We start from the raw sequence: 19,043 nt of genomic DNA on the forward strand, positions 1-19,043 counted from the left end.
GAGGGCACTGCCAGGCCCCAGGCGAGGCATCGATACATCGCTGTACTTCATGATAGATTCAGGCCAAGCAAGCGCTAGGTTCCTGCGTGGGCGACATTCGGTCTGGCCATGCGTGTCGCTATCCGTTGCGGAGCATTCGGTGAATTCGCTGCGGAGCATCCGGTCGAGCTGGAGGCATCAACGATGGGCATCGACATTCGCGGCGACGGACGGATCAGCGAGGTGGTCATCGCCATCCCCCCGGTCAACGCCCTGGCGAGCGACGACTGGTTCGCGCTGGCCGATGCCATCCACACCGCTGCTGCCAGCCCCACCGTGGCGGCCGTGATCCTCACCGCCGAGGGGCGAGGTTTCTGTGCCGGGGTGGACCTCAAGGAGCTCCAGCACAGCACCGACCACGCGGCGCTGATCGGCGTCAACCGAGGCTGCTACGCCGCCTTCGCCGCCGTCTACGAGTGTCCGGTGCCGGTCGTGGCAGCCGTCCACGGCTTCTGCCTCGGCGGCGGTGTCGGCCTCGCCGGCACCGCCGACATCGTCGTGGCCGCCGACGATGCCACCTTCGGCCTACCGGAGGTGGACCGGGGCGCGTTGGGCGCCGCGACGCACCTGTCCCGGCTGGTCCCGCAGCAACTCATGCGGGCGATGGTCTACACCTGCCGCCAGATCACCGCGCCGGAGCTGCGGGACTTCGGGTCGGTGCTCGACGTGGTGCCACGGGAACGACTGGCGGCCACGGCTCGCCGGGTGGCCGAGGAGATCGCGGCCAAGGACCCGGTCATCATCCGCCGGGCGAAGGAGTCACTCAACGGAATCGACCCCATCGACCTCCGCCGGTCCTACCGCTACGAGCAGGGCTTCACCTACGAGCTGAACCTCGCGGGCGTCTCCGACCGGGCCAGACAGGGCTTCTTCGACCGAGGCAGGCACTGACCGATCGACGAGGGAGGGTGGCCTGGCCCATGGCCGACAAGGTGATGAGCATCGCGGAGGTGGTCGGCGAGCTGCGCTCGGGTATGACCATCGGCATCGGAGGTTGGGGGTCACGACGGAAGCCGATGGCGCTGGTCCGGGCCATCGCCCGATCCGCCCTCACCGATCTCACCGTCGTGTCCTACGGCGGACCTGATGTCGGCCTGTTGGTGGCGGCGGGGCGGGTACGACGAGTGGTGACCGGGTTCGTCTCCCTCGACAGCATCCCCCTCGAGCCCCACTTTCGACGAGCCCGGCAGCTGGGTGCCGTCGAGCTGACCGAGCTGGACGAGGGGATGCTGCACTGGGGACTACTCGCCGCCGCGCGGCGACTCCCCTACCTGCCGATCCGCGCCGGACTGGGCTCCGATGTCCTGCGGGTAAACCCCGAACTCCGTACGGTGCGGTCTCCCTACTCCGACGGCGAGGAGCTGGTGGCGGTGCCGGCCCTCACCCTGGATGTCGCACTCGTACACCTGAACCGGGCCGACCGCCAGGGCAATGGGCAGTACCTGGGCCCGGACCCGTACTTCGACGATCTCTTCTGCCTCGCCGCTACCCGGAGCTTCATCTCCTGCGAGAGGTTGGTCGACCCGGCCGAGCTGCGCTCCGGCGGCCCGGCGCAGAGCCTCCTGATCAGCCGAATGATGGTCAGCGGCGTCCTCGAGACCCCGCATGGCGCACACTTCACCAGCTGCGTGCCGGACTACGACCGCGACGAGGCGTTCCAGCGTGAGTACGCGGAATCCGCTGCCAGCCCGCAGGCATGGGACCGATTCCGGGCTCGCTACCTCGATGCGGATGAGGCCCACTACCAGCGAGCCGTGTCGTGACCGGGGCCAGCCGCGTCGAGGTCTGCATCGTCGCCTGTGCCGAGGCATGGCGGGGCGACGGCGAGATCCTGGCCAGCTCCATCGGACTGATCCCCCGTCTGGCCTCCCAGTTGGCCAGCCGGACCTTCGCTCCCGACCTGGTGCTCAGCGACGGCGAGGCCGGGCTGGTCGGCGACGACGGAGCCGAGGGGTGGCTTCCCTACCGCGCGGTGCTCGGCATCGCCGCTGCCGGTCGTCGCCACATGATGATGGGCGCCAGCCAGCTGGACCGGTACGGCAACCAGAACATCTCCTGCATCGGTTCCTGGGCACAGCCCACCGCCCAGCTGCTCGGAGTGCGCGGCGCCCCGGGGAACACCATCAACCATCCCACCAGCTACTGGGTGCCCCGCCACACCCGACGGGTCTTCGTGGAGCGGGTCGACGTAGTCTCCGGCATCGGCTACGACCGGGCCGCCGCCCTCGGTCCCCCGGGCAACCGGTTCCACGAGATCCGGCTCGTGGTGACGGACAAGGCGGTCCTCGACTTCCAGTCACCAGATCGGGGGATGCGGTTGCGTTCGGTACACCCCGGCGTCAGCGTGGACGAGGTCGTGGCCGCGACCGGCTTCCCGTTGCAGCTGCCGGATCACGTACCGGAGACCAGGAGCCCCAGCGATCGCGAGCTGCGGCTCATCCGCGATCAACTGGATCCGGCTGGGTTACGAGATCACGAACTGGGTCGGTGAATCCCCGACGCCCGTCCGGCTGTTCCTGCCCGGTAACGACAGGGAGACCGCCATGCACCCGGCACTGCGCACCCAGCTGACCGAGCTGGTCGGCGTCCGCTACCCCATCGTGCAGACCGGCATGGGCTATGTCTCCGGTGCCCGGTTGACCGCGGCGACAGCCCAGGCTGGCGGCCTCGGCATCATCGCCTCGGCCACGATGAACCTCGACGAGTTACGCTCCGCGATCCACGAGGTGCGTCGGTGTACCTCCGCGCCGTTCGGGGTCAACCTACGCGCAGACGCAACGGACGTGCGGGAGCGGGTCGAGCTGGTCATCGCGGAGTCGGTCCGGGTCGTCTCGTTCGCGCTCGCGCCGCGCCGCGACCTCATCAGCCGGCTCCGCGACGCCGGGGTGATCACCATTCCGTCCGTCGGCGCCCTCCGGCACGCGGAGAAGGTGGCCGGTTGGGGGGCGGACGCCGTCCTGGTCCAGGGGGGCGAGGGTGGTGGGCACACGGGGCCGGTGCCCACCAGCCTGCTCCTGCCCCAGGTGGTGGACGCGATCGACATACCGGTGGTCGCGGCGGGTGGCTTCTTCGACGGCCGCGGCCTGGTCTCCGCCCTCGCCTACGGCGCGGCGGGAATCGCCATGGGTACCCGGTTCCTGTTGACCAGCGACAGCCCGGTCGGGTCCGCGGTGAAACAGACCTATCTCGACAGCGGCCCCACCGACACGGTGGTCACCACGCGGGTTGACGGCGTACCGCACCGGGTTCTCCGAACCCGGTTCGTGGACCGGCTCGAACGATCGGGCCGGCTCAGCACCCTGGCCAGCGCACTCGGCCGGGCCCTCGCGCTGCGCCGACACACCGCGATGCCGTGGTCGACGCTGATTCGGGACGGCCTCGCCACCCGACGCAGCCGCGAACTCTCCTGGTCCCAGACCCTGATGGCCGCCAACACCCCGGTCCTCCTCCGGGCGGCGATGGTGGACGGCCGGGCCGACCTCGGGGTGATGGCTGCCGGGCAGGTGGTGGGGCTCATTGACGACCTGCCCTCGTGCGCGGAGCTCATCGACCGGATCATGGTCGAGGCAGATGGCTGCCTCTCCCGGCTTACAACCGCTCAATGACGGTTACGTTCGCCTGGCCACCCCCCTCGCACATCGTCTGCAACCCGTACCGGCCGCCGGAGCGATCCAGCTCGTGCAGCAGGGTGGTCATCAGCCGCGCGCCGGTCGCACCGAGCGGGTGCCCAAGGGCGATCGCCCCACCGTTGACATTGACCCGATTCAGGTCCGCACCGGTTTCACGTAGCCAGGCGAGCACCACACTGGCGAACGCCTCGTTGATTTCGATCAGGTCGATCTGGTCGAGCGTCATCCCCGCCCGCCGCAACGCGACCTCGGTTGCCCGGATCGGCGCGGTCAGCATCAGCACTGGGTCGTCGCCTCGAGCGCTGAGATGGTGGACGCGGGCCCGGGGCGACAGCCCGTGCACCCGAAGTCCCCGCTCGGAGGCGACCAGCACGACGCTGGCCGCGTCGGCGAGTTGGCTGGCGAGAGCCGCGGTGGTCGTCCCGTCGGGACGTAGTGGGGCAAGGGCGGCCATCGCCGCCAGCGAGGTTTCCGGTCGCGGGCACTCGTCAACCGTGCAGCCGGCACAGGGCACGATCTCAGCGGCGAACCGTCCCGACTCCCGGGCGCGGACCGCCCGCTCGTGACTGAGCAACGCGTACCGTTCCAGTTCGGGACGAGTGATCCCCCACCGGGCGGCGATGAGGTCCGCGCTGCGGAACTGGGAGACTTCTTCCTCGCCATAGCGAGCCGCCCACCCGACGGAGCCGGCGTACGGGCCGTGTGGGGCCATCGCACTCGCGATCGGCACCTGACTCATGCTCTGGACCCCACCGGCGACCACCAGGTCTGCGGTGCCGGCCAGAACAGCCTGGGCGGCGAAGTGCACCGCCTGTTGGGACGAGCCACATTGTCGGTCGACGGTCACCCCGGGCACCTCCTCCGGCAGGCCCGCCGCCAGCCAAGCCGTCCGGGCGATGTCACCGGACTGGGGCCCGAGGGTGTCCACGCACCCAAGGACGACATCATCAACCGCGGCCGGGTCGACCCCCACTCGGTCCAGCAGGGACGCGATGACCTGACCGCCGAGGTCTGCGGGGTGCACCCCGGCCAGCCCACCACCGCGCCGCCCCACCGGGCTACGCACCGCGTCGACAAGGTAAGCCTCGCTCATCGTCGCCTCCTCAGTTATGCTAGAACGCGTTCTAAATCTAGCCGAATGGGGCAGCGCTATGCACCTCTCCTACTCGGTCGAACAACAACAACTCCGTTCCCGACTGCGCGCGTACTTCGCTGAGCTGATGAGCCCCGAGGTCCGCGAGGCACTCGCCATGACCGATGGCGAGTACGGAGACGGCAAGGTCTACCGCGACATCGTGCGACGCCTGGGCCAGGATGGCTGGCTGACGCTCGGCTGGCCCCGGGAGTACGGCGGTGGCGACCGGTCCATGCTGGATCAACTCATCTTCACCGACGAGGCGGCGGTCGCGGGGGTGCCGGTTCCGTTCCTGACGATCAACACCATCGGACCGACGCTGATGCGCTTCGGCACCGAGCGACAACGCGCCGAGTACCTGCCCCGGATCGCCGCCGGCGAGCTGCACTTCTCGATCGGCTACTCCGAACCGGAGGCGGGCACCGACCTGGCCGCCCTGCGCACCACTGCGGTCCGCGACGGTGAGACCTATCTGGTCAACGGCCAGAAGATGTGGACCAGCCTCGTCCAGTACGCGGACTACATCTGGCTGGCCTGCCGCACGGCACCGGAGGCCGCCCCGCACGAGGGCCTGTCAATCCTCGTCGTGCCAACCGACTCGCCGGGCTTCTCGTGGACGCCGGTGCGCACCGTGGCCGGGCCGACCACCAGCGCCACCTACTACACCGATGTCCGGGTACCGCGCGCCGCGCTGGTGGGCGTGGAGAACCAGGGCTGGCCGCTGATCACCAACCAGCTCAACCACGAGCGGGTCGCGCTCACCTCGGCCGCCCCGATCCGACACGCGTTACGGGAGGTGCGGGACTGGGCCCTCGCCACCACCCTGCCGGGCGGGAGACGGGTCATCGACCAGGAGTGGGTCCAGCTGCACCTGGCCCGGGTGCACGCCAAGGCCGAGTTCCTCAAGGTCTACAACTGGCGACTCGCCGCCGAGTCAGCCAGCGGTCTCGACCCGGCCGCCGCCTCGGCTACCAAGGTCTACGGGACCGAATTCGCCATCGAAGCGTACCGGCTGCTCATGGAGGTGCTCGGCACGAACGCGGCGGTACGGCAGGGGTCCCGCGGTGCCTTGCTGCGCGGGCGGGTGGAGGGGCTGCATCGCTCGGCCCTGATCCTCACCTTCGGCGGCGGCACCAACGAGGTACAGCGAGACATCATCGCCACCGTCGGCCTAGGTCTGCCAGCGGCCCGTCGGCGCACCCAACGGCAGGAGTGGTCATGAGATTCGCCCCAAGCGAGAGCCACCGCGACCTCGCGCGGCTGACCCGGCAGATCCTCACCGACCAGGTCACCACGGACCGACTCCGGGACCTCGAGGCGAAGGACATCTGCCTGGACCGACCACTCTGGCGGGAGCTCGCCACCGCCGGGGTCCTCGCCGCCGCACTGCCCCACCGGGCGGGCGGCGACGGGCTCGGCCTGATGGAGCAGTGCGGCGTTCTGGTCGAGGTGGGTCGGAGCGTCGCCCCCGTGCCCTACCTGTCCAGCATCGTGACGGCGGCGGCCGGACTGGCCGCCTTCGGTGACGACCAACAGGTAGCTCGGTGGGTCGCTCCAGCCCTTGAAGGAACCATCGTCCTGACCGCCGCCCTCGCGGAGGGCGAGGTGGGTGCCGAACGCGTCGCCGGCCACTGGGTGTTGACCGGGACGAAGACGACCGTGCCAGCCGCACCGGAGGCCGATCTGGTGCTGGTCCCGGCCAAGTTCGGCCGCAGGACCGCGGTCTTCCTCGTCTGTCCCGACGACCCCGGGGTCAAGGTGGAGCCGCAGCAGGTGGCGGGGGGCGAGGGGGCCGGCTGGCTGGACCTGGCCCGGGTGACCCTTCCCGACGACCGGCTGCTCGGCACGGTCGCGGACGGCGACGCCATCGCCGCCTGGCTCACCACCCGGGCCACCATCGGATCCTGCGCCGTCCAACTCGGGGTGACCGAGCGGGCGCTGGAGTTGACCGCGGAGTACGTCCGCAACCGGGTCCAGTTCGGTCGCCCGATCGGCACCTTCCAGGCGGTGGCGCAGCGGCTCGCCGACACCTACATCGATGTCGAGGCGATCCGGCTCACGCTCTGGCAGGCGGCTTGGCGGCTCACCGAAGGACTCCCCTGCCCAACGGAGGTGGCGACGGCCAAGTTCTGGGCTGCCGACGCCGGACACCGGGTCGCGCACACCGCCGTTCACCTCCACGGCGGCGTAGGAATCGACCTTGACCACCAACTGCACCGCTACTTTCTCGCCGCGAAGCACCACGAGTTCCGGTTGGGCGGAGCCACCACCCAACTTCGGGCGCTCGGGACCGCCCTCACCTCGACCGAGCTGGAAGACCAAAACGGCTTGGCCGGCGAGACACTCCCCGCCGCCTGAACCCAGCGGGTGCCGCGGCGGCCCCATCCAACCGCCGCACGGGTCTGAACCCGAGGCGTTGACGGCGCGGAGGGTACACCATAGATTGACATACATGGATTTAATGGGGAGTTGGCGCACGGGGCCTTCGACGCAAGCCCAAGAACCACTCCCCCTCCGACCTAATTGGCGGCGACCACCACGACCGGGTTAACCCCGGCGCCGGTCGCCACGAGCGTGGTCGGCCGCCAGCCACCGGCGACTCTGTCACCCACCTGGTGGTCGATCGCGATCGACACCACGAGCCGGTCACCACCAGGCGGGAGACCTGAGCCGAGGGACGGTCGGCGCGCGCCCGACGCAACCGATGGGCATCAGACACCGATCACGACCAACGATTGAAGGGGCCGAGCATGACAGGTACAAACCTTTCCCGACGTGGCCTACTCCGGGCCACCACGCTCGGCGCCGGCGCCGCCGTCGCCGGGGCCGCCTTGGGCCAGCAGGTAGCCCAGGCGGGTGGTCCGGTACCCGCGTTGGCGGGAAAGACCGCCGTGGTCATTGGTAGTGGCTTCGGCGGGGCGGTCGCCGCCTACCGACTCGGCCAGGCCGGAGTGGCCACCACCGTGCTGGAGCGGGGTCGCCGCTGGGATGTGGACGGCTCCGGCAGCACGTTCTGCAGCATCAATAGCCCGGACTGGCGGTGTGGCTGGTTCCTGGACCGCCCACCACTGGGCATCAACCTCGGCTCGGCGATCGAGAAGCGTGCAGGGTTGATCGCCCGCCACGACGGAGATGGAATCTCGGTGCTGAGCGGAACCGGAGTAGGCGGCGGCTCCCTCGCCATCGGGATGTTCCTGCCGCAGCCGCGGCGCAGCGAGTGGGAGCAGGCGTACCCGTCCGAGATCGGCTTCGACGAGATGAACGATGTCTACTGGCCCCGCGCTCGGCAACGCCTCGGCGCCGCGCCGATCCCCGAGGACGTGCAGAGCACCGGTCCCTACCGGGGAGCCCGCGCCTGGCTCGACTACCTGTCGGAGTTCAAGCAAACCCCCCTGCCCATCCCGTTCGCCGTGGACTGGGACGTGGTCCGCGCCGAACTCGCCGGCGACGCCGTGCCCTGCCACACGATCGGCGAGGGCCCGTACGGCAGCAACTCCGGGGCGAAGAACAGCGTGGACCGCAACTACCTCGCCTGGGCCGCCGCGACCGGCAACGTGACCACACTGGCGTTACACGAGGTCACCGAAATCCACGAGGTGTCCGGGCAGGACAAGTTCGAGATCAGGTGCCGCCAGATCGACGAGCACGGCACGGTCCTCTCCACCAAGACCTTCGTCTGCGACTACCTGTTCATGGCGGCCGGCTCCGTCTACACCACCTCGCTGCTGCTCACCTCCCGAGCCAAGGGCGGGCTCCCCCGCCTGGTCAACCAGGAGGTGGGTAAGGGCTGGGGCAACAACGGCGACTTCCTGGTGACCCGGATCAACCTACGAAAGGACGTCGGCCACGCCCAGGGCGGTCCGGGTAACGTCAAGTACATCGACGAGGACAACCCATACGCACCCACCTCGATGGCGTGGGAGGCGGCACCGGTTCCCCGTTGGATGCCGCGTACCACGGCGCACCTGGTGACCAGTATGGCTCCGGAACGAGGCGAGATTCGCTACGACCCGGATACCGGGACCGGCAAGGTGCACTGGCCGTACGGGGTGCTGGAGACCACCTCCGAGAAGGCGGCGATTGACCTGGTTACCCGGTTGTGGTGGGAGACCGAGGGCCGCAAGGGATACCTCCTGCACGGGCTGCCGACCTACGCCCGGGGCATCGGCACCGGGCTCGGCGCGGCGAACACCTGGCACCCGTTGGGCGGCATGGTCATGGGCAAGGCGACCGACTTCGGCGGTCGTTGCCTCGACTACCCCAACCTCTTCTGCGTCGACGGATCGATCCTGCCGGGTACGGCCTGCCTGGCCAACCCTTCCCTGACCATCACCGCGAACGCCGAACGCTGCATGGACCGGTTCCTCGCCACGCACTCCTGAACCGTACGGGGGCCCGGCCGCGAGCCGGGCCCCCCGTTCAGTGGTACTGCACCGGCAGCTCTCGGATCCCGTTGATCCAGCCCGACCGCAGCCGCTGCGGATCGGCCACCTTGCGGATGTCCGGCATGTGATCGGCGATCGAGTTGAAGATCAGTTCGATCTCCAGGCGGGCGAGGTTCGCACCCAGACAGAAGTGCACACCACTACCGCCGAACCCCAGGTGCGGATTGGGGCTACGGGTGATGTCGAACCGTTCCGGCTCCTCGAACACCGACTCGTCGAAGTTGGCCGACCCATAGAAGAGCGCTACCCGTTGGCCGGCGGAGATCGCCTGTCCGGCCAGGGTGGTGTCGACCAACGCGGTGCGTTGGAAGACGTTCACCGGGGTCGCCCAACGGATGATCTCCTCGACCGCGCTCCGGGGGCGCTCGGCCTTGAACAGTTCCCACTGTTCTGGGTTCTCGAGGAAGGCCAACATGCCGTGGGTGATCGCGTTCCGGGTCGTCTCGTTGCCCGCCACCGCCAAGAGCATCACGAAGAAGCCGAACTCGTCGGCGGTCAGGTGCTCCCCGTCGATCTGCGCGTTGACCAGCTTGGTCACCAGATCGTCGCTCGGGTTGCGCTGTCGCTCGTGGGCCATCTCCATCGCGTACGCGAGCAGCTCGGCTGAGGCGGCCAACGGATCTACGCCGTACGCCGGATCGTCGTAGCCGATCAGCTGGTTCGACCAGTCGAAGACCTTGCGACGGTGATGCTGCGGCACCCCGATCAGCTCTGCGATCGCCTGCAGCGGCAGTTCGCAGGCGACATCGGTGACGAAGTCGCCCGCGCCACGCCCGGCCGCGTCCCGCACGATGCGCTCGGCCCGCTCCCCCAGCGACCCACGCAACGCGTTGATCGCTCTGGGAGTGAAGCCACGGGACACGATGGCCCGTAGCTTCGTGTGCTCCGGCGGGTCAACGTTGATCATGATGACCCGCTGCATCTCTCGATCCGCCTGGGTGGTGCCCGGCTGGAAACGGGCGATCGCGGTGTTCTCCCGGGTCGAGTACGTTTCGCTGTCCCGGGAAACCGCCATGACATCGGCGTACCGGGTGACCACCCAGTACCCGTCGTCGTCGAAACCGGCCGAGCCCTTCGGTTGGGCGTTCCACCAGACCGGGGCCGTCCGGCGCAACTCGGCGAACTCCTCCCGAGGCACACGGCGCTCCAGGACGGCCGGGTCGGTGAAGTCAAATCCCACTGGAATACGCGGCTCAGTCATCGAACCTCCTACTGTAACCTGTTCTAATATTGAAACAGATCAAATGTTGTTTCGACAACGCAGCGTGAGCTCCGGCGCGGAGCACGTTCGCTCTCCGAAGGGAAGGTGCCATGGGCACTCCGGTGATCGTTGACGCGGTTCGCACCCCGATCGGCAAGCGGGGCGGCTGGCTGGCGGGGCTGCACGCCGCCGAGCTGCTCGGCGCGGCACAACGCGCCCTCGTCACCCATGCAGACCTCGACCCGGACACCGTCGAGCAGGTCATCGGCGGGTGCGTCACCCAGGGCGGCGAGCAGTCCAACAACATCACCCGCACCGCCTGGCTACACGCCGGCCTGCCGTATCGGACGGGCTGTCTCACCATCGACGCCCAGTGCGGCTCCTCCCAGCACGCCGCGCATCTGGTCGCCGGTCTCATCGCCACCGACGCCATCGAGGTCGGCATCGCCTGTGGTGTCGAGGCGATGAGCCGGGTACCGCTCCGGGCGAATCTCGGCGTTGACGCCGGCACACCCCGGCCGGCCTCGTGGGAGATCGACCTACCCAACCAGTACGTCGCCGCCGAACGAATCGCCGTCCGGCGAGGACTGTCCCGCACGGCGGTGGACGAGTTCGGTGTCCGCTCGCAGGCCAACGCCGCTCGGGCCTGGGCGCAGCGGCACTACGACCGCGAGGTCGTACCGGTGACCGCGCCGGTCCTCGACAGTGAGGGACAGCCGACCGGAGAAACTCACACGGTGGAGCGGGACCAGGGCCTGCGGGACACCACGCTGGCGGCGCTGAACCGACTGCGACCGGTGGTCGAGGGCGGGCTGCACACCGCCGGCACCTCGTCGCAGATCTCCGACGGCGCCGCGTCGGTGCTGCTGATGGAGGCGGATCGGGCCCGCGCGCTCGGTCTCCGTCCTCGGGCCAGGATCGTCGCCCAGTGCCTGGTCGGCGCCGAGCCCTTCTACCACCTGGACGGCCCCGTGCAGGCGACCGAACGCGTGCTGACCCGCGCCGGCATGAAGATCGAGGATATCGATCGGTTCGAGGTAAACGAGGCGTTCGCCGCCGTCGTGCTGTCCTGGCTGTCGGCCCACCGCGCCGACCCGGAGAAGGTGAACGTCAACGGAGGCGCGATCGCCCTCGGACATCCGGTTGGCAGCACCGGGGCCCGACTTCTCACCACCGCCCTACACGAGTTGGAGCGAACCGCCACCCGCACCGCGTTGATCACGATGTGCGCCGGTGGCGCCATGTCCACCGCGACCATCATCGAACGCCTCTGACCCTCCGGCGGCGACGCCCACCGTCGGGATGCACTTAGGGATGCTGGCTACTTACCGACACCACCTCACCGGTGAGATAGGAGGCGTAGTCGCTGGCGAGGAAGGCCATGACGGCCGCGACCTCCCAGGGCTGCGCCGCCCGGCCGAACGCCTCCTGGCCGGTGAGCTCGGCGAGCAGGTCCGCACTGGTCACCTTCGACAGGTTGGGGTGCATGGCGAGGCTGGGCGCCACGGCGTTGACGCGGATGCCGTGGGGCGCCGCGTCCAGCGCCGCGCACCGGGTGAACGCCATCACCCCCGCCTTGGCCGCCGCATAGTGCGCCTGACCGGCCTGGGCCCGCCAGCCCAGCACCGACGCGTTGTTGACCACGACACCACCGTGGCCCTGCGCCAGCATCTGCCGTACCGCCGCCCGCGTACAGCGAAAGGTGCCGGTCAGAGTCACGTCCAGCACCCGCGACCACTCGTCGTCGGTCATCTCCATGACCGACGCGGTGCCGCCGAGCCCGGCATTGTTGATCATCACGTCCAGCCGTCCATAACCTGTCACGGCGGCGTTGACCAACTCCTCAACCGCCTGCTCGTCGGTCACGTCGCAGGGCACCGACCGGACCCGGCCCGGGTGTGCCGCCGAGAGCCGTTCATGGCTCTCGGCGAGCCGCCGGAGATGCCGGTCGCTGATCACGACGAGCGCCCCCTCGTCCAGGCAGCGCTCCACCACGGCCGTCCCGATCCCGGAGCCCGCCGCCGCGGTCACCGCCACCACTTTCCCCGCGAGCAGTTCCCGACCGGCCGGGCGAAGCGGCGGCATCGGGCCCGGGGGCCTCATCCGCGGGCCTGCCGCGGTAGACCGAGAACCCGCTCGGCGATGATGCCCCGTTGGATCTCGTCCGACCCGCCGTAGATCGTTTCCGCGCGACCGAACAGGAAGAGGCGCTGCCAGTCGTCCAGGTCATAGGGAGCATCCTGGGCAACCGTTCCCGCCGCACCGCGCACCTGCATCGCCAACTCGCCGAGCTGCTGATGCCAGCGCGACCAGAGCAGTTTCACCGCGGATGCTCCCTGCGCGGAGCCCGACTGCTCCGCCTCGACCATCGTCCGTAGGGTGTGCGCGCGCAGCGCCCAGAGTCCGACAGCGGCGCGGGCAAGCCGGTCGCGCAGCTCGGGCTCGCCGGCCACGCCGGTGTGCCGGGCGAGCGCCACCAGACGGTCCAGCTCCCGCTGGAACCCGACCTGTTGGCCGAGCGTCGCCGCGCCCCGCTCGAACGCGAGGGTGCCCATCGCCACCCGCCACCCCTGGCCCACCTCGCCGACAACCATGTCCCGCGCGGTGCGCGCGCCGTCGAAGAAGACCTCGTTGAACTCCGAGGTACCGGTCAGCTGGCGGATGGGCCGCACCGTAACGCCGGGTTGCCGCATCGGCACCAGTAGATAGGAGAGCCCGGCCTGGCGTGGCCCGGTGCCGGCGGGCTCGGTCCGGGCCAGGAGGAAGCACCAGTGCGCCACGTGCGCCAGCGAGGTCCACACCTTCTGCCCATCGATAATCCACTCGTCACCGACGAGTCGGGCTCGGGTCGCGACGGCGGCGAGATCAGACCCCGCCCCCGGTTCGGAGTACCCCTGGCACCACAGCTGATCGACAGCGCGGATCCCGGGCAGGAAGCGCCGGCGTTGCTCCGGCGTGCCGTAGGCGATCAACGTCGGGCCGAGCAACTCCTCACCCAGGTGGCCGACGCGCGCCGGGGCACCGGCCCGGGCGTACTCCTCGTGGAAGGCGACCTGTTGGGCGAGCGTCGCGCCCCGACCGCCGTGCTCCACCGGCCAGCCGAGACACGTCCAACCGGCGGCGGCCAGCCGGCGGTTGAAAGCCAGCCGTTCGCGGTATGCCTCGTGCTCCCGGCCCGGTCCACCCGCCCCCCGCAGCTCAGCGCTGACATTCTCCGCCAGCCAGGCGCGCACCGCCCGCCGGAACTCGTCGTCGTGCACTGGTGTCACCTCCCGAAGCGCGCGTAGGCTCACCCTACCAAGCACTTGCTTGCGTGAGGAGGTGTCGATGGAACGCCGAGCAGAGCAGGAAGCCACGCCACCCGACCCGACCGACAAACCACTCGAGCAGGCGCTTCGGCAGGAGGCAGCCCAGTGACAGAGGACGAGTTGGTACGACTCGAACGCCAGGGCGCAACCGCGGTGATCACGATGAACCGACCCCGCTACCGGAACGCCCAGAACTCGGCGATGACCTACGCCCTCGACTCCGCCTTCGCCGCGGCCGTGAATGACGACGCGGTCGCGGTCATCGTGCTCGCCGGCGCCGGTGAGCACTTCTCCGCGGGCCACGACATCGGCTCACCCGGCCGAGACGTCGAGAAGAGCTTCGAGCGCCGGGCGGTGCTCTGGTGGGACCACGTCGGCCGGTCCGGCGCCGACCAGCGGTACGCCCGGGAGATGGAGGTCTACCTTGGCATGTGCCGGCGCTGGCGGGAGCTTCCGAAGCCCACCATCGCAATGGTGCAGGGGGCCTGCCTCGCCGGCGGGCTCATGCTCGCCTGGGTCTGCGACCTGATCATCGCGGCCGAGGACGCGTACTTCGCCGACCCCGTGGTCCGGATGGGTATCCCCGGCGTGGAGTACTTCGCCCATCCATGGACGTTGGGCCCCCGCTTCGCCAAGGAGATCCTCTTCACCGGGGACCGGTTCGATGCCCGGCGCGCGTACGAGGTCGGCATGGTCAACCGGGTCGTCCCCCGGGCGGAGCTGCACTCCCACACCCTCGGTCTCGCGCAACGAATCGCCGAGATGCCCCGCTTCGGACTGGCCCTGACCAAACGGGCAGTCAACCAGGCAGAGGATCTGATGGGAATGCGCTCGGCGATGGACGCGGCCTTCGGTCTGCACCACCTCGCACACGCGCACAACGCGGAGGTGGCCGGCGACTCGCTGGCCGGAATGGACGCCGCAAGCATGAAGGCGAGGTCCAGTTCGTGAGCCCGGTCGGCACGATGAACCTCGAGCTCGACCACGAGACCCGTGCGTTCCGGGCGGAGGTCCGGTCGTGGCTGGCCACGAACGTGCCCACCACGCCGTTGCCGCCCGTGGACACCCCCGAGGGGGACCGGGCCCACCGGGCGTGGGAGCGACGCCTCGCCGCTGCCGGGCTGTCGGTGGTGTCCTGGCCCAGCACCTACGGTGGACGGGACGTCTCACCCCTGCAGTGGCTGATCTTCGAGGAGGAGTACCACCGCGCGCGGGCTCCGGTCCGGATCAACCAGAACGGCCTCTTCCTCCTGGCCCCAACGCTGTTCACCCACGGTACGGCCGAGCAGCGGGCTCGCCTGCTGCCCCGAATGGCGCGGGCCGACGACGTGTGGGCGCAGGCCTGGTCGGAGCCGGAAGCCGGCAGCGACCTGGCCGGGATCCGCTCCCGTGCGGTACGCACCGACGGCGGGTGGCTCCTGTCCGGGCAGAAGACCTGGAGCACCCGGGCGGCACAGGCCGATCACGCGTTCGGGCTCTTCCGCACCGGAGCGGACCGCCACCGCGGCCTGACGTACCTGATGTTCGACCTCCGCGCCGCGGGCGTCACGGTCCGGCCGATCCAACAGGTAGGCGGTGCGGCCGGCTTCGCCGAGATCTTCCTCGACCAGGTGTTCGTGCCCGACGCCGACGTGCTCGGCGAGGTAGACCAGGGTTGGAGCGTCGCGATGAGCACCGCGGGCCACGAGCGCGGGCTGTCGCTGCGCAGTCCGGGACGCTTCACCGCCGCCGCCGAACGGCTCGTGCGGCTGTGGTGCCGAGCCGGTGCGCACGCCGACCCGGCGCTGTCCGACCGCGTCGTCGCCGGCTGGATCGCCGCCCGGGCGTACCAGCTGCACAGCTACGGCACGGCTACCCGGGAGACCGCCGACCCGATGCCAGAGCCGCCGCCATCCCCCGGCCGGGCCGATCGACCAGCGCAGGCCGGTTCGACGGCGTTGCGGGACAGTGGCCACGCCGCCAGCATGACCAAGGTCTTCTGGTCCGAACTGGACGTCGCCCTGCACGAGGTGGCGCTCGACCTGCTCGGGCCGTACGCCGAAACGGGCGGCCCCCGGCCGGATTCGGCGGGCCGGGCGGGCGATGCCGGCGGCGCGGACGCCTGGCTGGACGGCTACCTGTTCTCCCTGGCCGGTCCGATCTATGCCGGCACCAACGAGATCCAGCGCACGGTGATCGCCGAACGAGTACTCGGCCTGCCCCGGGATCGACGATGAAGCTGACCCCCTCCGCGGAGCAGGAGCAGTTCGCCGCCGCCATACACGCGATGTTGACCGAAGCGGACATTCCCGCCGTCGCCCGGAAGTGGACCGCCGGTGACCCGGCTGCCGGGCAGGCGCTCTGGCGCCGGCTGGCGGAGCTCGGCGTGACCGGTCTGGCGGTGCCGGCACGGTGGGGCGGCTTGGCCGCGCACCCGGCGGACCTCGTCGTCGCATGCGAGGAGCTCGGGCACCACGCCCTGCCCGGTCCGGCCGCCGAGTCCATCGCCGCCCTGCCCATGTTGCTCACGACGCTTGGCGACGACGCGCTCTGCGAGACCTGGCTGCCCCGGCTCGCCACCGGTGAGGTGATCGGGACGCTCGCCGTGCCGCCGCACGTGCCGTACGCGACGGACGCTGATGTGGTGTCCCTGGTTCTCCGGGCGGATGAGCAGACGCTGCGCCTCGGGGTGCCGGGGCCGCGACGGCGCTCGGTGGACGGCACCCGACGACTGGTCGAGGTAGCCGACGGAGCGCTGTTGGCGACCGGTCCGGCCGTCGGCCCGGCCGTCGCCCACGCCCTCGACGCCGGCGCGCTGGCCTGCGCGGCGCAGCTTCTCGGAGCGGGCCACGCCCTGCTCGAGACGACCCTGCGGTACGCCGGCCAGCGCACCCAGTTCGGCCACCCGATCGGGCAGTTCCAGGCGGTCAAGCACCAGCTCGCCGACGTGGCGATCGGCCTCGAGTTCGCCCGGCCGCTGCTGTACGCCGCCGCCGTCGCCCTCGCCGACCACCCACCCACGGCTGCCCGCGACGTCTCCGCCGCGAAGGTGGCCTGCACCGACGCCGCCCAACGGGCGGCCCGCACCGCACTACAGGTGCACGGGGCGATCGGGTACGCCCGGGAGTCCGGCCTCGACTCCTGGCTGACCAGAATCTGGGCGCTGGCTCGGACCTGGGGCACCCAGTCCTGGCACCGCGATCGGATCCGGACCGCACTAGCCACTGGAGCTCTGACATGACAGCGGAGCAGCAAGCCCTTCGGATGAGCGTCCGCGGTGTGCTGTCCCGGCACACCGTCGACCGGTCCATCGCCGAGCTGACCGAGTCAACCGCGGGAGACGACGCCAAGCTCTGGCAGATGCTGTGTGGCCAGATCGGCGTGGCGGGGCTCGCCGTACCCGAACGGTTCGGTGGGCTCGGTGCCGGGCTGGGCGAGGCCCACATCGTGCTGGACGAGTTGGGCCGTACCCTCACCCCCGCGCCGATGCTCGGCTGCGCGGTCCTCGCCAGCCAGGCCCTGCTGCACAGCGGGGACGAGGCGGCCTGCCGCCGGATCCTGCCCGACCTGGTCGGCGGAGAACGGCTGGCCGCGCTCGCCTGGACCGACCAGCACGGTGACTGGGATCCACACCGGCCCGCGTTCACCGCGACGAACGGCGGCCGGCTCACCGGCGAGGCGCACTACGTGCTCGACGCCCCCTTGGCCGACGTGCTGCTGGTCGCCGCGAGCACCCCCGTGGGGGTCCGACTCTTCGAGGTGGATCCACACGCTGCCGGCGTTCGACGACGCCCGGTCACCACCGTGGACCTGACTCGCCGGCTGGGGGTGGTCGTGCTCGACGGGGCAACCGGTCGTCAGCTGGGCGAGGTGAACCCGCTGGAGCGGGTCCGGGACATCGCCTGCGTCGCGCTCAGCGCCGAGCAGGTCGGTGCGGCTACCCGGGCGGTGGAGCTGACCGTGGCGTACGCGCTGAGCCGGGTGCAGTTCGGCCGGCCGATCGGCGCCTTCCAGGCGATCGCGCACCGGTTGGCCGACCTGCACGTCGCGGTGGAGAGCGCTCGCTCCCTGTCGTACGCGGCGGTGTCGAGCCTCGACTCCGACGCACCCGACGCCCCCCTGCTCGCCGCCGGAGCCGCGGTCCACTGCGCCGAGGCGCTGGAGCAGGCCGCCGCGCAGATGATCCAGCTACACGGCGGCATCGGTATCACCTGGGAGCACGACGCGCACCGCTACTTCAAACGGGCCCACGGGGCAGCTCACCTCTTCGGGCACCCGCGGGCACATCTCGCCCGGCTCGCGGAGGCGGTTATCGGCACTCAGTCGTGACCGGAGGCGCCGAAGCGGTCCAAGGCGCTGAGGACCGCGTCTCCGACACCGTGTCCGGCGCCGTGACCGGCCTCGTCAACCAACTTTAACCGCGCCGCGGGCCAGGCCCTGGACAGTTGCCACGGGACATCCACCGGGCTGCCCAGGTCGAGTCGGCCGTGAACCAGCACACCGGGAATTCCGGCGAGCCGGTGCGCACCTGCCAGCAACTCGCCGTCGGCGAACCAACCGTCGTGTGCCCAGTAGTGGGTGACGAGGCGGGCGAAGGTCATCCGGAACGCCGGGTCCTCGAACCGGGGGTCGGGTCCACTGCCGGGTAGGTTCGAGACGAGGGCGTCCTCCCAGGCGCACCAGGCGCGGGCGGCACGGTCGCGTACCGTCTCGTCCGGATCGGCCAACAGCCGGGCGTAGGCGGCGGGCAGGTTGCCGTCGCGTTCGGCGGCCGGTACCGCATCCAAGAACCTGTCCCACTGTTCGGGGAAGATCCGTCCGAGGTCGCGGGTGAGCCACCGATGCTCGGCCGGGGTGCTGGTGACGACGCTGAACAACACCATCTCGGTGACTCGGTCGGGGTGCCGCTGGGCGTAGCCAAGGCCGAGCGCGCTGCCCCACGATCCGCCGAGCAGCAGCCACCGGTCGATGTTCAGGTGTTCGCGCAGCTTTTCGATGTCGGCCAGCAGGTGCGGCATGGTGTTGGTGGACAGGTCGGTTCGCGCGTCGCCCGCGTCCGGTGTGCTGCGCCCGCACCCCCGCTGGTCGAACAGGACTATCCGGTAGACGGCCGGATCGAAGAACCGCCGCCAGCCGGCGCTGGCGCCGGAACCGGGGCCACCGTGCAACACCAGCGCCGGCTTCCCGAGTGGGTTGCCGCAGCTCTCCCAATAGACGAGGTGGCCGTCCCCGACATCGAGCAAGCCGGCCGCGAAGGGTTCGATCTCGGGATACAAACGCGTCATCCGCGTGATTCAACCAGTTGAG

Annotated in this window: 17 protein-coding genes; 12 read left to right on the forward strand and 5 right to left on the reverse strand. The window is 70.2% G+C overall.

From position 1 onward, the window contains the following. Nucleotides 1–183: 183 nt before the first annotated feature. From SALPAC4_RS0123540 to SALPAC4_RS0123555, 4 genes are read left to right on the forward strand one after another with little or no spacing between them, the layout of a single operon-like run. Nucleotides 184–930, forward strand: a complete 747-nt coding sequence (locus SALPAC4_RS0123540; RefSeq protein WP_027645041.1) for an enoyl-CoA hydratase family protein — start codon at nt 184–186, stop codon at nt 928–930. Between the two features lie 29 nt (nt 931–959). Continuing rightward, on the forward strand, nt 960–1,802 hold the full coding sequence (locus SALPAC4_RS0123545; RefSeq protein ID WP_019872465.1) for a CoA transferase subunit A: 843 nt from the start codon (nt 960–962) through the stop codon (nt 1,800–1,802). After that, nucleotides 1,799–2,530 (forward strand): CoA-transferase subunit beta, encoded by a 732-nt coding sequence (locus SALPAC4_RS0123550; RefSeq protein ID WP_019872466.1) that lies wholly within the window; start codon nt 1,799–1,801, stop codon nt 2,528–2,530. The genes SALPAC4_RS0123545 and SALPAC4_RS0123550 overlap by 4 nt, the downstream gene beginning before the upstream one ends. Before the next feature lie 25 nt (nt 2,531–2,555). Continuing rightward, on the forward strand, nt 2,556–3,644 hold the full coding sequence (locus tag SALPAC4_RS0123555; RefSeq protein ID WP_223874875.1) for an NAD(P)H-dependent flavin oxidoreductase: 1,089 nt from the start codon (nt 2,556–2,558) through the stop codon (nt 3,642–3,644). On the opposite strand, the gene SALPAC4_RS0123560 is transcribed toward SALPAC4_RS0123555, so the two are convergent. Then, nucleotides 3,628–4,761: an acetyl-CoA C-acetyltransferase gene (locus SALPAC4_RS0123560; protein ID WP_027645042.1), complete on the reverse strand. Its 1,134-nt coding sequence runs from the start codon at nt 4,759–4,761 to the stop codon at nt 3,628–3,630. The genes SALPAC4_RS0123555 and SALPAC4_RS0123560 overlap by 17 nt on opposite strands. Before the next feature lie 58 nt (nt 4,762–4,819). Between SALPAC4_RS0123560 and SALPAC4_RS0123565 the strand changes: the two genes are divergently transcribed. The 3 genes from SALPAC4_RS0123565 to SALPAC4_RS0123580 all read left to right on the forward strand — a co-directional run bounded on the left by SALPAC4_RS0123565 (nt 4,820) and on the right by SALPAC4_RS0123580 (nt 9,185). Continuing rightward, nucleotides 4,820–6,025 carry an acyl-CoA dehydrogenase family protein gene (locus tag SALPAC4_RS0123565; protein ID WP_019872469.1) on the forward strand — a complete coding sequence of 402 codons (1,206 nt, stop codon included), beginning with the start codon at nt 4,820–4,822 and terminating at the stop codon, nt 6,023–6,025. Then, nucleotides 6,022–7,161 carry an acyl-CoA dehydrogenase family protein gene (locus SALPAC4_RS0123570; protein WP_019872470.1) on the forward strand — a complete coding sequence of 380 codons (1,140 nt, stop codon included), beginning with the start codon at nt 6,022–6,024 and terminating at the stop codon, nt 7,159–7,161. Before SALPAC4_RS0123565 ends, SALPAC4_RS0123570 begins: the two co-directional genes overlap by 4 nt. Before the next feature lie 392 nt (nt 7,162–7,553). Then, entirely contained in the window at nt 7,554–9,185 is a 1,632-nt protein-coding gene (locus SALPAC4_RS0123580) for a GMC oxidoreductase (RefSeq protein ID WP_019872472.1), read from the forward strand. A 37-nt stretch (nt 9,186–9,222) separates the two neighbouring features. On the opposite strand, the gene SALPAC4_RS0123585 is transcribed toward SALPAC4_RS0123580, so the two are convergent. Next, nucleotides 9,223–10,449, reverse strand: coding sequence for a cytochrome P450 (locus SALPAC4_RS0123585; protein ID WP_027645043.1), 1,227 nt, complete (start codon nt 10,447–10,449; stop codon nt 9,223–9,225). A 110-nt stretch (nt 10,450–10,559) separates the two neighbouring features. On the opposite strand from SALPAC4_RS0123585, the gene SALPAC4_RS0123590 reads away from it, so the two are divergent. After that, nucleotides 10,560–11,723: a steroid 3-ketoacyl-CoA thiolase gene (locus SALPAC4_RS0123590; protein ID WP_018736633.1), complete on the forward strand. Its 1,164-nt coding sequence runs from the start codon at nt 10,560–10,562 to the stop codon at nt 11,721–11,723. A 34-nt stretch (nt 11,724–11,757) separates the two neighbouring features. Here SALPAC4_RS0123590 and SALPAC4_RS0123595 read toward each other — a convergent pair whose 3' ends face one another. Beyond that, the gene (locus SALPAC4_RS0123595; RefSeq protein WP_027645044.1) at nt 11,758–12,552 is read right to left on the reverse strand and encodes an SDR family oxidoreductase; all 795 of its coding nucleotides are present in this window, start codon (nt 12,550–12,552) and stop codon (nt 11,758–11,760) included. Further along, on the reverse strand, nt 12,549–13,709 hold the full coding sequence (locus SALPAC4_RS0123600; protein ID WP_026324221.1) for an acyl-CoA dehydrogenase family protein: 1,161 nt from the start codon (nt 13,707–13,709) through the stop codon (nt 12,549–12,551). The genes SALPAC4_RS0123595 and SALPAC4_RS0123600 overlap by 4 nt, the downstream gene beginning before the upstream one ends. A 153-nt stretch (nt 13,710–13,862) precedes the next feature. On the opposite strand from SALPAC4_RS0123600, the gene SALPAC4_RS0123605 reads away from it, so the two are divergent. The 4 genes from SALPAC4_RS0123605 to SALPAC4_RS0123620 are packed head-to-tail and all read left to right on the forward strand — an operon-like array spanning nt 13,863 to nt 18,065. Continuing rightward, entirely contained in the window at nt 13,863–14,708 is an 846-nt protein-coding gene (locus tag SALPAC4_RS0123605) for an enoyl-CoA hydratase (protein ID WP_018734332.1), read from the forward strand. Beyond that, entirely contained in the window at nt 14,705–15,973 is a 1,269-nt protein-coding gene (locus tag SALPAC4_RS0123610) for an acyl-CoA dehydrogenase family protein (protein WP_019872475.1), read from the forward strand. Before SALPAC4_RS0123605 ends, SALPAC4_RS0123610 begins: the two co-directional genes overlap by 4 nt. Next, nucleotides 15,970–16,977 (forward strand): acyl-CoA dehydrogenase family protein, encoded by a 1,008-nt coding sequence (locus SALPAC4_RS0123615; RefSeq protein WP_018736638.1) that lies wholly within the window; start codon nt 15,970–15,972, stop codon nt 16,975–16,977. Before SALPAC4_RS0123610 ends, SALPAC4_RS0123615 begins: the two co-directional genes overlap by 4 nt. After that, nucleotides 16,974–18,065 carry an acyl-CoA dehydrogenase family protein gene (locus SALPAC4_RS0123620; protein ID WP_027645045.1) on the forward strand — a complete coding sequence of 364 codons (1,092 nt, stop codon included), beginning with the start codon at nt 16,974–16,976 and terminating at the stop codon, nt 18,063–18,065. Before SALPAC4_RS0123615 ends, SALPAC4_RS0123620 begins: the two co-directional genes overlap by 4 nt. On the opposite strand, the gene pip is transcribed toward SALPAC4_RS0123620, so the two are convergent. Further along, nucleotides 18,056–19,021, reverse strand: a complete 966-nt coding sequence (pip, locus tag SALPAC4_RS0123625; RefSeq protein ID WP_019872477.1) for a prolyl aminopeptidase — start codon at nt 19,019–19,021, stop codon at nt 18,056–18,058. The genes SALPAC4_RS0123620 and pip overlap by 10 nt on opposite strands. Nucleotides 19,022–19,043: the final 22 nt, after the last annotated feature.

It is taken from the genome of Salinispora oceanensis, assembly GCF_000383575.1.
Classification (GTDB): domain Bacteria; phylum Actinomycetota; class Actinomycetes; order Mycobacteriales; family Micromonosporaceae; genus Micromonospora; species Micromonospora oceanensis.